The organism is Rhizobium cauense, assembly GCF_019511525.1.
GTDB classification, from domain to species: domain Bacteria; phylum Pseudomonadota; class Alphaproteobacteria; order Rhizobiales; family Rhizobiaceae; genus Rhizobium; species Rhizobium cauense.
Genome location: NZ_JAEUAT010000019.1, coordinates 29,695 through 44,301 on the forward strand (window position 1 = coordinate 29,695; position 14,607 = coordinate 44,301).

At 60.2% G+C, this 14,607-nt stretch carries 12 protein-coding genes; 11 read left to right on the plus strand and 1 reads right to left on the minus strand.

Going from position 1 to position 14,607, the window contains the following annotated elements; translation table 11 throughout:
* Positions 1-79: 79 nt before the first annotated feature.
* The 8 genes from JNB88_RS26650 (at position 80) to JNB88_RS26685 (ending at position 9,528) form a co-directional block, all read left to right on the plus strand.
* On the plus strand, positions 80-1,033 hold the full coding sequence (locus tag JNB88_RS26650) for a carbohydrate ABC transporter permease (protein WP_220358080.1): 954 nt from the start codon (positions 80-82) through the stop codon (positions 1,031-1,033).
* Complete coding sequence (locus tag JNB88_RS26655; protein WP_037128672.1) at positions 1,030-1,974, plus strand: carbohydrate ABC transporter permease; 945 nt, start codon at positions 1,030-1,032, stop codon at positions 1,972-1,974. Before JNB88_RS26650 ends, JNB88_RS26655 begins: the two co-directional genes overlap by 4 nt.
* A gap of 4 nt (positions 1,975-1,978) precedes the next feature.
* The gene (locus tag JNB88_RS26660; RefSeq protein ID WP_220358081.1) at positions 1,979-3,094 is read left to right on the plus strand and encodes an ABC transporter ATP-binding protein; all 1,116 of its coding nucleotides are present in this window, start codon (positions 1,979-1,981) and stop codon (positions 3,092-3,094) included.
* An 18-nt stretch (positions 3,095-3,112) separates the two neighbouring features.
* The gene (locus JNB88_RS26665) at positions 3,113-4,618 is read left to right on the plus strand and encodes a GMC oxidoreductase (RefSeq protein WP_220358082.1); all 1,506 of its coding nucleotides are present in this window, start codon (positions 3,113-3,115) and stop codon (positions 4,616-4,618) included.
* Positions 4,615-5,394 carry a 3-ketoacyl-ACP reductase gene (locus JNB88_RS26670; protein ID WP_220358083.1) on the plus strand — a complete coding sequence of 260 codons (780 nt, stop codon included), beginning with the start codon at positions 4,615-4,617 and terminating at the stop codon, positions 5,392-5,394. Before JNB88_RS26665 ends, JNB88_RS26670 begins: the two co-directional genes overlap by 4 nt.
* Before the next feature lie 12 nt (positions 5,395-5,406).
* Positions 5,407-7,062: a GMC family oxidoreductase gene (locus JNB88_RS26675; RefSeq protein ID WP_220358084.1), complete on the plus strand. Its 1,656-nt coding sequence runs from the start codon at positions 5,407-5,409 to the stop codon at positions 7,060-7,062.
* Between the two features lie 40 nt (positions 7,063-7,102).
* The gene (locus JNB88_RS26680; RefSeq protein ID WP_220358085.1) at positions 7,103-8,362 is read left to right on the plus strand and encodes a glycerate kinase type-2 family protein; all 1,260 of its coding nucleotides are present in this window, start codon (positions 7,103-7,105) and stop codon (positions 8,360-8,362) included.
* Between the two features lie 398 nt (positions 8,363-8,760).
* Positions 8,761-9,528, plus strand: coding sequence for an SDR family NAD(P)-dependent oxidoreductase (locus JNB88_RS26685; protein ID WP_220358086.1), 768 nt, complete (start codon positions 8,761-8,763; stop codon positions 9,526-9,528).
* An 85-nt stretch (positions 9,529-9,613) separates the two neighbouring features.
* On the opposite strand, the gene JNB88_RS26690 is transcribed toward JNB88_RS26685, so the two are convergent.
* Positions 9,614-10,825, minus strand: a complete 1,212-nt coding sequence (locus JNB88_RS26690) for an MFS transporter (protein WP_220358161.1) — start codon at positions 10,823-10,825, stop codon at positions 9,614-9,616.
* Positions 10,826-10,935: 110 nt separating this feature from the next.
* On the opposite strand from JNB88_RS26690, the gene JNB88_RS26695 reads away from it, so the two are divergent.
* The 3 genes from JNB88_RS26695 to JNB88_RS26705 all read left to right on the plus strand — a co-directional run bounded on the left by JNB88_RS26695 (position 10,936) and on the right by JNB88_RS26705 (position 14,607).
* Positions 10,936-11,757 carry an AraC family transcriptional regulator gene (locus JNB88_RS26695; protein WP_220358087.1) on the plus strand — a complete coding sequence of 274 codons (822 nt, stop codon included), beginning with the start codon at positions 10,936-10,938 and terminating at the stop codon, positions 11,755-11,757.
* A 214-nt stretch (positions 11,758-11,971) separates the two neighbouring features.
* The gene (gene glpD, locus JNB88_RS26700) at positions 11,972-13,489 is read left to right on the plus strand and encodes a glycerol-3-phosphate dehydrogenase (RefSeq protein ID WP_220358088.1); all 1,518 of its coding nucleotides are present in this window, start codon (positions 11,972-11,974) and stop codon (positions 13,487-13,489) included.
* 41 nt (positions 13,490-13,530) lie between these two features.
* Positions 13,531-14,607: an ABC transporter ATP-binding protein gene (locus JNB88_RS26705; RefSeq protein WP_220358089.1), complete on the plus strand. Its 1,077-nt coding sequence runs from the start codon at positions 13,531-13,533 to the stop codon at positions 14,605-14,607.

Consider the following 14,607-nt stretch of genomic DNA (forward strand, 5'->3'; position numbering starts at 1 on the left):
CACGGCCTCCCGTGATCTTCCCCGCCCTCGTGGCGGGGAAGATTCCGCAACGGACGATAGCGTCGGAGGAGATGAACCCATGAGCACCATCGCTACAGATAAAACCGTTCTCGCGCCGCACCGGGGAACGCCAATTTCAATCCGCGCGCGCCTGCAGGACGCGCTGCCGAAGATCGTGCTCGCGCCGAGTTTCGCCATCACGCTTGTTTTCGTCTACGGCTTCATCATCTGGACGGTCTATCTGTCCTTCACCAATTCCAAGACCTTCCCGTCCTATGCCCTGACGGGACCGCGCGCCTATCAACGGCTGTGGCGCTGGACGTTTGAGAGCGACCCGCCGTCCAGCTGGTACACTTCGATCACCAACATGGGCATTTTCGGTTTTCTCTACATCGGCATCTGCCTGGCGCTCGGACTGTTCCTCGCGATCCTGCTGGATCAGAAGATCCGTGGTGAGGGCATATTGCGGCCGATCTTCCTCTATCCGATGGCGCTGTCCTTCATCGTGACAGGCGTTGCCTGGAAATGGTTCCTCGATCCGGGCCTCGGCCTCGAGCAGACGCTGCATCAGTTCGGTTGGACGAGCTTTCACTTCGACTGGATCAAGAACAAGGACTTCGTGATCTACACCGTCGTGATTGCCGGCGTCTGGCAGGCCTCCGGCTTCGTGATGGCGATGTTTCTTGCGGGGCTTCGCGGTATCGACAGCGAGATCATGAAGGCGGCACAGATCGACGGTGCAACAACGGTGCAACTCTATCGGCGTATCATTATTCCGCTGCTCAGACCAATCTTCCTGTCGGCCTTCATCGTACTCGCCCACATGGCGATCAAGTCTTACGACCTTGTCGTGGCGCTGACATCGGGCGGCCCTGGCGGCTCGGCGTGGCTGCCGTCCAACTTCATGTACGAATACACGTTCAAGCGGAACGAGATGGCGGTCGGTTCGGCCAGCGCCGTAATCATGCTGATGACCATCTCGGCGATCATCGTTCCCTACCTCTATTCGGAACTGCGGGAGAAATCGCGATGAGCGCCGTCACTTCGACTGTTGCGAGCGCGGCCAGTGCCTCGCGCTCCAGAATGTTCAACCGAATCTTCATCTACGGTCTGCTGGTCATCTTCGCGATCATCTACCTGATGCCACTGTTCGTGATGCTGGTGACCTCCTTCAAGACGATGGACGAGATCCAGAGTGGCAACATGCTGGCGCTGCCAAAGTCGCCGACCATCGAGCCCTGGTTCAAGGCATGGGGCGAGGCCTGCGTCGGCCTGACCTGTGCCGGCATCAAGGGTTACTTCTGGAACTCGATCAAGATGGTCGTTCCGGCCGTTGCGATCTCCACCATTCTCGGCGCGCTCAACGGCTATGTGCTGACGAAATGGCGCTTCCCCGGGCACACGCTGGTCTTCGGGTTGATGCTGTTCGCCTGCTTCATTCCGTTCCAATCGGTGCTCTTGCCGATGGCGACGATCCTCGGCAGCCTCGGCCGCTTCGGTGCCACGCTGCGCAACGAGTTCGGTGTCTCGCTGGGCTTCGGCAATCCAACCGTCAATCTCGTCACGGTTCACGTAATCTACGGTATCGGTTTCACGACGCTTTTCTTCCGCAACTACTATGAAGCGTTCCCGACCGAGCTGGTGAAGGCGGCGCAGGTCGATGGCGCAAGCTTCTTTCAGATTTTCCGACGGATCATGCTGCCCAATTCGCTGCCGATCATCGTCGTTACCGTGATCTACCAGTTCACCAATATCTGGAACGACTTCCTGTTTGCCTCGGCCTATGCGGGAACCGGCGATTCCATGCCGATGACCGTGGCGCTGAACAACGTCGTGAACACCTCGACGGGTGTCGTCGAATACAACGTCAACATGGCAGCCGCGATGATCGCAGCCCTGCCGACACTCCTCGTCTACATTCTCGCCGGCCGCTACTTCGTTCGTGGCCTGATGGCGGGCGCTGTCAAAGGATAATCCAATGGCTTTCCTCGAAATCTCAGGTCTCAAGAAGCGCTTCGGTGCATTGGAAATCCTCAAGGGCATCGACCTTGATCTGGAAAAAGGCGGTTTCCTCGTGTTGGTCGGCCCCTCCGGCTGCGGCAAGTCGACATTGCTCAACACCATTGCCGGTCTGGAATCGATCACGGCAGGCGATATTCGCGTCGAGGGTCGAAGCATCGCCGACCTGCATCCGTCGAAGCGCGATATCGCGATGGTGTTCCAGAGCTACGCGCTCTATCCGAACATGACGGTCGCAGGAAACATCTCCTTCGGCATGGAGATGCGTGGCGTGCCCGTAGAGGAACGCAACAAGGCTATCGACAAGGTCGCCAAGGTGCTTCAGATCGGCCATCTGCTCAATCGCAAGCCGAGCCAGCTGTCCGGTGGTCAAAGGCAGCGCGTTGCCATGGGGCGCGCCCTTGTGCGTGATCCCAAGCTCTTCCTGTTCGATGAGCCGCTTTCCAATCTGGACGCCAAGCTGCGCGTCGACATGCGCATCGAGATCAAGCGGCTTCATCAGGCGACCGGCACGACAATCGTCTACGTCACCCATGACCAGATCGAGGCAATGACACTTGCCACGAAGATCGCCGTCATGCGCGACGGCGAGGTGCAGCAATTCGGAACACCTGCGGAAATCTACAACAACCCGGCAAACATGTTCGTCGCCGATTTCATGGGGTCGCCGGCCATGAACCTTCTGTCTGGCACGATAGAGAAGGGTGCGTCTGGATTGACCGTGTCGCTGGCACGTCCGCATGGTGAGCCGATCCGGCTTCCTGTCATGTCGGGCAACGGCGCGCTAGAAGCGCACACCGGCCGGGAGATCGTTTTCGGTATTCGGCCGGAGGCGCTCACCGATCCGGACGGTGCAGATCGCAACGCCAAAGCCCTGGCCGAAAGCGACTGCCTTATCGAGGTGGTGGAACCGGCCGGATCAGACACGTTTGCAGTCACCAAGCTTGGCGGAAAGGAGGTCGTGGCGCGACTACGTGCGGACGCCCGCATTCAGGCAGGCCAGCACGCCCGTCTGGCGTTTAATCTCGACAAGGCGGTGTTCTTCGATCCGCAAAGCCAGACGCGCATCGCGTAGCAGGCACGGATTTTCGAGATGAGCAGCACTCCTGATATCGTCATAATAGGGTCGGGCGTGGGCGGTTCGACCGTTGCCGCCGGATTGGCCTCGAGCGGGGCTGAGATCCTAATCCTAGAGGCAGGCGATTTCATTGCCGATCGCCCGGAGAACCGCGACCAACGAGCCATCTTCCAACGCGGGCATTTTCGCCCGAAGGAGATGTGGTACGAGGCGGACGGTACCGCGTTCAATCCCGGCAACTACTACAATGTCGGCGGGAACTCGAAATTTTACGGCGCGGTTCTCTCGCGCTACCGCCGGGAGGACTTCGAGGAGATCCGCCATAGGGAAGGGGTCTCGCCTGCTTGGCCGTTCCCCTATGAGGTTCTCGAACCGTGGTACAGTCGCGCGGAACGGATGTACGAGGTTCGCGGAGACCTCGGAGACGACCCGACGGAGCCGGCTCACTCGGCCGGTTATGCGTATCCGCCTGTTCCCGACGAGCCGCCGATCGCGGATGTCCGGGCACGTTTGAAAGCGAAAGGGTTGCACCCGTTTTCGCTGCCTCTGGGCGTGAATATCGACGCCTGGATGTCCAAGGCCCGGACACCTTGGGACGCACACCCCAATTCTCGCGATGGGAAAATGGATGCGGAGACCGCTGCGCTGCTCAAAGCCCTGGAATTTCCGAACGTCCGCCTCGAGACAAACGCCAAGGTGACGAAGCTCGAGACCGGGGAAAGCGGACGGATAGAACGCATCCACTATCGCAGAAACGGCGAGGAGCTTTTTCTCGCTCCGAAGCTGGTCATTCTATCTGCCGGCGCCGTTCAATCCGCCGTATTGCTGCTGCGTTCGGCAGATGCGCGCCACCCGAATGGGCTTGCAAACTCCTCCGATCAGGTCGGCCGAAATTTCATGAACCACAATTCATCGGCGGTGATCGCGGTCTCGCCGACTTATCGAAACACGTCGATCTACCAGAAAACGTTCGGATTCAACGATTTCTATCTGTCGGATGGAAATGGTGGGCCGCCACTCGGGAACGTTCAACTGCTCGGCAGGATCTCGGCGCAGGTGCTGAAGGGCTCGTTGTCCTGGGCTCCGGAATGGCTGCTCCAGAACATCACCGGCCATGCGATCGATTTTTATGCGATGAGCGAGGACGTGCCCAACCCGGAAAGCCGCGTGAGGGTGGATGGCGACCGAATCATCCTGCAATGGCAGCGAACGAATTGGGATGCACATCTCGATCTGGTCGCGAAGCTGAAGGCCGTTCTCAAGTCGATCGGATTCCCGATCGTTCTTTCAAAGCCGTTCGACAAGCGCACGCCGTCCCACCAATGCGGCACGGTGCGGATCGGGAACGACCCCGCGAGCGCACCGCTGGATCCCTATTGCCGATCTTACGATCACCAGAACCTCTTTGTGGTGGACGCCAGCTTCCTGCCGACCTCGGCTGCGGTGAACCCAGCTCTCACGGTTGCAAGTCAGGCTTTGCGGATCGCCGATCACATCGCTTCGAAGGATTTGCAGGCATGACGGAAGGTGTCGAAAGACCTGTCGCCATAGTCACCGGCGGACGCCGCGGCATCGGTTTCGGGATTGCGCGCGCGTTGGCCAGAGCCGGCTATAACATCGTGATAACAGGCGTCGGGCCGGTGGAGGAGAGCCAGGACGTCGTCAACGAGCTTCGCGGCTTCGCAGTGGATGCGATCTACCTGCAGGCTGATGTCTCGGACGTTTCCGGACATGACCAGACTGTACGCGCAGCTCTATCGAACCTTGGCCGCATCGATTGCCTCGTCAACAATGCTGGCATGGCGGCCGTCGTCCGTGGCGATTTCCTGAGCCTGCTTCCTGAAAACTTCGATACGATCATGGCGACGAACCTCAAGGGCACGGTGTTCTTCACCCAGGCTGTCGTCAAGGCAATGCTTGTGACGGGTGCGGCTCCGCATCCGAGATCGATCATCAACATCACGTCGGTCTCAGCCGAGGCGAGCTCGCCGGAACGACTAGACTACTGCATCAGCAAGGCCGGTCTTGCCGCTTTCTCGCAGGGTCTCGCACTGCGGCTGGCGGACTCAGGAATTGCCGTGTTCGAGGTGCGGCCCGGCATTATCCGGACCGATATGACCGCCGGCGTGACATCGAAGTACGATGCCCTCATCGAGAGCGGCCTCGTGCCAATGAAACGATGGGGCGAGGCTGATGACCTTGGGAAAATCTGTGCAGCACTGGCGTCCGGTGACTTCGGTTTTGCCACCGGCACCGTGATCGACGCCGATGGCGGCCTGTCCATTCCTCGCTTGTAACAGGATAGAGAAATGCGTTTCGACTACATCATTACCGGCGCTGGCCCCGCGGGATGCGTGCTAGCCAACCGGCTCAGCGAAGACCCCACCGTCAATGTGTTGCTGCTTGAGGCAGGTGGGGGCGATTGGAATCCCTTGTTCCACATGCCCGCCGGCTTCGCGAAGATGACGAAGGGCGTCGCGAGCTGGGGCTGGGAAACCGTTCCGCAGAAGCACATGAAGGGCAGGGTGCTGCGTTATACGCAGGCGAAGGTAATTGGTGGCGGCTCTTCGATCAATGCACAGCTCTACACCCGCGGCAACGCGGCGGACTATGATCTGTGGGCCAGTGAGGATGGATGCGAGGGCTGGGACTACCGCTCTATCCTACCATATTTCAAGCGCGCCGAAGACAATCAGCGTTTCGCCGACGACTACCATTCTTATGGCGGGCCGCTGGGCGTATCGATGCCGGTTTCACCGCTTCCCATCTGCGATGCCTATATCCGCGCCGGTCAGGAGCTCGGCATTCCCTATAATCACGACTTCAATGGCAAGCAGCAGGCGGGTGTCGGCTTCTATCAGTTGACGCAGCGCGACCACCGACGTTCTTCGGCCTCCCTGGCCTACCTGTCTCCTATAAAGGGGCGAAAGAACCTCGTCGTCCGGACCGGCGCGAGGGTGGCACGCATCGTGCTCGAGGGCCATCGCGCCGTGGGCGTCGAGATCGCGACGGAGCGTGGATCCGAAATCGTTCGCGCCGAACGCGAGGTACTTGTGTCGTCGGGTGCGATCGGGTCGCCAAAGTTGCTGCTTCAGTCCGGGATCGGTCCTGCCGATCACCTCAAGTCGGTAGGGGTCAAGGTCCACCACGATTTGCCGGGTGTCGGCGGGAACCTTCAGGACCACCTTGATCTTTTCGTCATCTCGGAATGCACGGGCGACCACACGTATGATGGCGTGGCCAAGCTACACAGAACGATCTGGGCGGGCGTACAGTACGTCTTGTTCCGAACAGGCCCGATTGCCTCCTCACTCTTCGAGACTGGCGGCTTCTGGTATGCCGACCCGGACGCACGGTCGCCGGATATCCAGTTCCACCTCGGCTTGGGATCGGGCATCGAAGCCGGGGTGGAGCGCCTGAAGAATGCGGGCGTGACCTTGAACTCGGCGTATCTGCATCCGCGTTCGCGTGGAACCGTGCGGCTCTCCTCGGCCGATCCGAGTGCTGCGCCTCTAATCGATCCGAATTACTGGTCCGACCCGCATGACAAGGTCATGTCGCTGGAAGGATTGAAGATCGCGCGTGAGATCATGCAGCAGGCGGCGCTCAAGCCGTACGTTCTGGCTGAGCGATTGCCGGGCCCGAAGGTCATGACCGACGAGCAGCTCTTCGACTATGGCTGCGCAAACGCAAAGACCGATCATCATCCCGTTGGTACCTGCAAGATGGGGACAGGACCGGAATCGGTTGTCGGTCTCGATCTCAGGGTCCATGGTCTCGAGGGACTTCGGGTATGCGATTCGTCGGTCATGCCGCGGGTTCCATCGTGCAACACCAACGCACCGACCATCATGGTTGGCGAGCGAGGCTCCGACCTTATCCGGGGATTGCCGCCATTGCCTGCAGCGATCTTTGTTCATGAGCGCAATGAAACGCGGCCGAGAGCAAGGGCCACCGTCAGCTAGACCGAGGCTTCGGAAGCGAACTTTGAAAATGGAGTAGGGTTTGATTTCTGATCCACGAGCTTTCCTGCAAACCCTATTTCACGAGGCGGTCAAGGCTGCCGACCCGTATGAAGCATTGGTTCGCCATTTGCCGGATCCGCCGAAAGGCAGGACAATTGTTGTCGGAGCCGGGAAGGCGGCAAGCCAGATGGCCTCAGCGTTCGAGCGTGCCTGGCCTCACCCCTTCGAAGGTCTCGTTGTGGCGCGACATGGGCCGATCGCCGAGTGCCGGTCTACCAAGGTTCTCCAGGCAGCCCATCCGGTGCCCGACAGGGCGGGGCTCCTCGCAGCCGAAGCGTTGATGAATCACCTGCATGGGTTGACCTCCGATGACCTGGTCATCGCGCTCATTTCTGGCGGCGGATCCGCCCTCCTCCCTGCGCCTCCTATCGGCTTCACGCTTGCCGACGAGAGCGCTCTCAATCAGGCTCTTCTGGCGTCGGGCGCGCCAATCTCGGGAATGAATGTGGTGCGGAAGCACTTCTCACGCGTCAAGGGAGGGCGCCTTGCTGCGATCGCCCACCCTGCAAGGGTTGTAAGCTTGGTCGTGTCGGATGTTCCGGGAGACAATCCGGCGTTCGTTGCGTCAGGGCCAACGGTTCCCGACAACAGCAGTGCAGAGGAGGCGCTGAGGGTAATCCGCGACTATCGGATAGATCTTCCCGCGAGGGTGATCGACTGTATCCGGAACACCAGAGCGCCGAATACCGGAGATCGCGTGTTTGCCAACAACGAGGTTCATGTGATCGCCTCGGCGCGGGTCTCCCTGGAGGCCGCCGCCGAGCACGCAAGGTCATTGGGCGTGCATCCGCTCATACTTTCTGACTCCATTGAGGGCGAGGCCAAGGATATCGGCCGAATGCATGCCGCGCTTGCTCTTGAGTTTTCGGCGAAGCCTCCGATAACGAAGCCTCTGGTGCTGCTTTCAGGAGGGGAAACGACGGTCAGCATCGGGGGCGGAACGTTCGGCAAGGGAGGGCGAAATTCCGAGTTTCTGCTCTCCGCCGCGATCGATCTTCAGGGGGTCGACGGTATCGTGGCCATGGCGGCGGATACTGACGGCATCGATGGCTCCGAAGACAATGCCGGTGCATTCTGTGACGGCGGTACGGTGACACGCGTCAGGCAAGCGGGTGGCGATGCGCGGGCGTTTCTGGCTGGTCACGATGCATGGTCGGCCTTCAACCTGGCGGGCGATCTCTTCGTACCCGGACCGACCGGGACGAATGTCAATGATTTCCGGGCTTTTCTTGTAACCTAGGCAAAGCAAGCGCCAACAGCCTTTGCGTGTGCTGGCAGGCGGGCGCATCACGTTACGTGATGTCAACCGGGTCAGAGAGGATGCAAGCTTGTGCAAGCTGTTGCAACCGTCCCTTATGCCTTTGTTGTATTTGAGGAAGCCCGCCCCAGGCCCCTCGGGGGCGGGCTCTATCGATCCGGACCCCTCCGGACCGCGGCTGATGGTGAGCCGCTGGAAATACCAATGCCCAATGTCGCACGATGAGACAACCGAAAGCTGCTTTGTTGGTTATTTGGTAAGGTTACCGGCAGCTCGGCGTTCCGTCTGGACATCGGCCGGGACTCCCTTCAACACTGCGTGTGGATGCGTCCCTCGAAGATGAGCGAGCGGGGCCAAACACAAGGAACAGGGGAACAATCATGGTCGATCGGTTGAAGGGGAAAGTTGCAATTATTTCAGGTGGTGCGACGGGCATGGGCGGAGCAGCCTCGCGCCTCTTCGCCGCCGAGGGCGCCAAGGTGGCGATCATTGACCGCAACGAGACGGCGGCCCTCCAAGCGGTGGAGGAAATCCGCGCCGCTGGCAATATCGCCGATTACTGGGTAGCAGACGTGTCGGAGGAGGCCGCCGTAGTTGCGGCGGTCAAGGGCGTGCAAGAGAGGTTCGGCGCCGTCACCGTGCTCTTCAACCATGCCGGGACGATCGTCATCAAGCCGTTCCTGGAAACCACCCTCGAGGAGTGGGACTGGCTCCACGCTGTGAACGTCCGCTCCATGTTTCTGATGACGCGTGCCGTTCTCCCGGGAATGATCGCCGCTGGTGGCGGTTCCATCGTCTGCACCTCGTCGATCTCGGCGGTGGCGGCAACGCCGATGGAGGTGTTGTATGATACGACGAAGGGCGCGGTCCACATGTTCGCGCGGGCGATGGGGGTCGAGTTCAGGGACCGCAACGTCCGCTGCAACGCCGTCTGCCCCGGCTTCATCCGTACGCCGCACGGTTTGCGCGAGGTGAGCGAATTGCAGAAGCTTGGTGTCGATGTGTCGGATGCAGCCATTGCCGCGCAGCAGGGGCGCATTGGCGAGCCTGAGGACGTGGCGCGTGCCGCACTCTATCTTGCGAGCGACGAGTCGATGTTCGTCAATGGCGCCCATCTCTTTGTCGATAACGGGTTCACCGCCATCTAGGTGCGAATCGACTTACCAAGCTTGAACGAGAAAGGGCCGAGATCGTGATCTCGGCCCTTGTCTTTCATGGATTGCGGAGACTTGCCTAGTTGCCTGCTTTCGCGGCGTGGCGGCGGCCTTTGCCGATATCGGGCAGGAAGATGGTCAGCAGACCCAGCAGCGGCAGATACGAGCAGATCTTGTAGACGAACTCGATGCCCATGTGGTCGGCCACCATGCCGAGACCCGCCGCACCGATGCCGCCGATACCGAATGCAAAGCCGAAGAACAGACCGGCAATCATGCCGACGCGCCCTGGTACCAACTCCTGCGCAAAGACAACGATGGCCGAGAAGGCGGAGGCGAGGATGACGCCGATCAGGAACGTCAGGAAGACGGTCCAGTTGTAGTCGGCATAGGGCAGAACAAGCGTGAAGGGCAGGGCGCCGAGGATCGAGAACCAGATCACGAACTTGGTGCCGAACCAGTCGACGACAGGGCCGCCTGCGACGGTACCGATGGCGACGGCGCCGAGGAACACGAACAGCAGGATCTGCGCATGCTGCACCGAGACACCGAAGCGCTCGATCATGTAGAATGTGTAGTAGCTCGAAAGGCTGGTCATGTAGACGTACTTCGAGAAGACCAGCAGTGCCAAAACGCCGATGGCCGCGATGACCTTCCCGCGCGGGAGATGGACTGCCGGTACCGCTGCTTTGCGCCCGGCATTGGTTTTGCGGTGGTCGGCATACCAAGAACCCACACGCCACAGGATGATCATGCCGGTCAGCGCTGCAAGCGAGAACCATACAACGCTGTTCTGGCCGCGCGGCAACACGATGAATGCCGCCAACAGAGGACCGATCGCCGAGCCAAAATTACCGCCGACCTGGAAGAGCGATTGGGCAAGGCCATGGCGCCCGCCGGACGCAAGCCGTGCGACACGCGAGGATTCGGGATGGAACACGGCCGACCCCAGGCCGACGACGCCGGCGCCAACCAGTAGCACCCAATAGGCGTGCGCATAGGCCAGCAGGACCAGACCTACGAGCGTGAAGCCCATGCCAACCGCCAGCGAATAGGGCAGTGGGCGTTTGTCCGTGTAGATGCCGATAAGCGGCTGTAGAAGCGACGCCGTGACCTGGAAAACGAGGCCAAGGAAACCGATCTGCGTAAAATCGAGACCGTAGCCGTCCTTGATCATCGGATAGAGAGCGGGGATCAGCGACTGCATGGTGTCGTTGAGGAGATGGCAGAAGCTCACCGCCATGATGATGCCGAAAACCGTCTGTTCCGCAGAGTGCCGCTCTGCCGTCATTGTGCTGTTTGTCACGATTCTACTCCGTCCCTTGACGATCTCGGAGATAACCGACTTGTCGGTGTCCCGCTTTCGTGTTTTGGTCTTATTGTTTCGCGAGTGGGCCAGATATGTCAAAAGTGATACATAGATTGACGCTGAGTGACCTCGCCAAACTTCATGTGGAGCGCCTGGCTGCAATCGAGGCCGCTTCCGAACCGGTCTACGCGATCCCATCCGAATACCCGGCCGGCTACCATGTGAAGCCCCATAGCCACAGTCGCGCGCAATTCGTTTATGCGCGCGCGGGCGTGATGATGGTGTCATCGGTGCAGGGGCGCTGGATGGTGCCGCCACAGCATGCGCTTTGGATTCCGGCGGGTCTGGTGCATAGCGTCGATATGCTGGGCGAAGTCACGATGCTGTCTGCTTACGTCGCGCCCAATGTATTGGCAGATCCGCCGGCGGCTATACGCGTGGTCGCGGTCACAGATCTGGTCCGCGCGCTGATCATAGAGGCGGTCAGTTCGCCTTCGGGAGCAACGACTGGGCGGCGGGATCTCGTCATGGCGCTTCTGCTTGAAGAAGTCCTGCGGCTTCCAGATCGACCACTTGGGCTACCCTTTCCTTCGGATGTCCGGTTGGCTGCGCTCTGCCGTGGCTACATGGAAGAGCCGAGCGCGCGGTTGGTCATCGATGACTGGGCCGAGCGGCTTGCAATGAGCCGTCGCGCATTCACCCGATTCTTTCGCAAGGAAACGGGGATCAGTCTCTCGACCTGGCGCCAGCAGGCGGCGGTGTTTACGGCTCTGCCGCGTCTTGCCGCCGGGGAGGCCGTTACGGCCGTTGCCCTCGACCTCGGCTATGACAGCGTGGCCGCCTTTATCACGATGTTCAGGCGCATGCTCGGGGCGGCACCACGCGCTTATTTCAGGGCGCCAGAGCAATACTGAAGCCTTTCGAGCAATGTGTTTTGTCGCCTCGATCACGCCCGGCATTCCATGGCATTTTTCGGTTGATAACGTTTACGTTCACGGAAAATCTGTGGGTTTCAAAAATTCGAAAAACATTCGTTTGACATTCGAATAATCTTCGCTTTAACTTGTTTCACTTTCGCAACTGCGCAAGCTTTTTGCGATGCGGTATATTCTGGCTCGGAGGGGGAACGTGAGCCGTCAGATTCACGATCTTTTCATCATTGGCGGCGGCATCAACGGCTGCGGAATTGCGCGTGATGCGGTCGGGCGCGGCTATTCGGTTGCGCTTGCGGAGATGAACGATTTCGCATCCGGTACGTCCTCCGGCGCCACCAAGCTCATTCACGGTGGCTTGCGGTATCTCGAGCATTACGAGTTTCGTCTGGTGCGCGAATCGCTGATGGAGCGCGAAGTGCTCTGGGCTATGGCGCCGCATATCATCTGGCCGATGCGCTTTGTCTTGCCTTATCACAAGGGCGGCATCCGCCCTGCCTGGCTCATTCGCCTCGGGCTCTTTCTCTACGATCATCTCGGCGGTCGAAAGTTGCTGCCGCCAACCGCGGTCCTCGACATGCGTCGGGATCCCGCGGCCAAGCCGCTGAAGGCGCTTTTCGCCAAGGCTTTCGAGTATTCGGATGGCTGGGTGGACGATGCACGTATGGTCGTCCTGAATGCGCGCGATGCTGCCGATCGCGGCGCACTCATCATGCCGAGAACGAAGGTCGTGTCGGCGCGGCGCGAGAACGGGTTGTGGTCGGTCGAAACGATCGACACTGTCAGCGGGCAAGCGAACAGTTTTCAGGCGCGGATGCTGGTGAACGCAGCCGGGCCTTGGGTCGATCAGGTGATTCGGGCGGCGTTCGGGCAGAACGAGGCACATCATGTGCGTCTCGTGCAGGGCAGCCACATCATCGTGAAGAAGAAGTTCGACGACCCGCGCGCCTATTTCTTCCAGAACCCGGACAACCGGATCATCTTCGCAATCCCGTACGAGCAGGACTTTACGCTGATCGGTACGACGGACCGCGACTATGCGGCCGATCCGAAGGATGTGAAAATATCGGCGGAAGAGACGACGTATCTCTGCAACGCGGCCAGCGAGTATTTCAAGGAGCCGGTTCGGCCGGAAGACATCGTTTGGACCTACTCGGCCGTGCGCCCGCTGTTTGACGACGGCGCCTCCAAGGCGCAGGAGGCAACGCGCGACTACGTGCTGAAAGTGGAAGGCGAGGGCACGGACGCCCCGTTGCTCAACGTGTTCGGTGGCAAACTAACCACTTATCGCCGCCTGTCCGAGCATGCGCTGGAAAAGATCGCCGCGGCGATCGGTGCGAAGGGCGCGCCATGGACCGCGAAGAGTCATCTGCCGGGCGGCGACTTCGCCGCGACCGGTTATGAGGCGGAAGTGGCGAAGCTCAAGGGCCGCTATCCGTTCCTGGTTGACCGACATGCGCGCCGATTGGTGCGCCGCTACGGCACGAAGGCGTCGGTGCTGCTCGGCAAATCGGCCGGCACGGAGGATCTCGGGCACTGTTTCGGTGGCGACCTCTATGAAGCGGAGGTTCGCTATCTTATCGATCACGAATGGGCCAGAAGTGCGGATGACGTGCTTTGGAGAAGAACGAAGGATGGCCTGCGCCTGACCAAGGAACAGGCTGGACTACTGGAGGAGTACATGGCCGCACGGCCAGCACAAATGGCTGGTTGAAGCGGCAATGTCCCCGCTGTTGAGGAGGCACGGGAACAGGAATGCTTGAATTGCGCAACGCCGCAAAGATGGTGGGCGGGGATTATCATATCCACGCGACCAATCTTGCGTTTGAAAAAGGCACGCTGAATGTGCTGCTGGGGCCGACGCTGTCGGGCAAGACGTCGCTCATGCGACTGATGGCCGGGCTCGATCGTCCGACAAGTGGTTCGGTCCACTTCGACGGCGTTGATGTGACCGGCGTGCCGGTGCAGAAGCGCAATGTCGCGATGGTCTACCAGCAGTTCATCAACTATCCGGCCCTGACTGTGTACGAGAACATCGCGTCGCCGATGCGGATATCTGGCAAGGATGCCGCGACGATCGACCGGGAAGTGCGCAAGGCCGCCGATCTGCTACGCCTCACACCATATCTCGACCGTACGCCGCTCAATCTTTCCGGCGGTCAGCAGCAGCGCACGGCGCTTGCGCGCGCCCTCGTCAAGAATGCCAGCCTGGTGCTGATGGACGAGCCGCTCGCCAACCTCGACTACAAGCTGCGCGAGGAACTGCGCGCGGAGTTGCCGAGGATCTTTGCGCAGTCCGGCGCGATTTTCGTCTACGCCACGACGGAACCGTCCGAGGCGCTTCTGCTCGGCGGCAACACGGCAACGCTTTCCGAAGGACGCGTAACGCAGTTCGGACCGACCATCTCGGTCTACCGAAATCCGTTCGACCTCGTCACGGCGAAGACCTTTGCCGATCCGCCACTCAATTTCATTGATGTCATAAAGGCCGGCGGAGCATTCCAGAGGCAGGGCGCCGACATCCTGCCGGTCCCTGCGCACTTGGCCGGAATGGCCGATGGCCCTGTGACAATCGCTTTCCATCCGCATCATCTTGGTCTTTCTCCACAGACGCCGGCAGCAGCAAGGCTGCAAGCGCGCACGCAGGTCTCCGAGATCACCGGATCGGAAAGTTTCGTGCACCTGGATTTCGACGGTGTGCGCTGGGTCATGCTTGCGCACGGTATTCACAACATCGATCCGGACACCGAGGTCGACATCTACCTCGACACCCGTCACGTCATGGCGTTTGGCACCGACGGCCGGGCCATTGCAACCGGCGCGAAGGCGTAA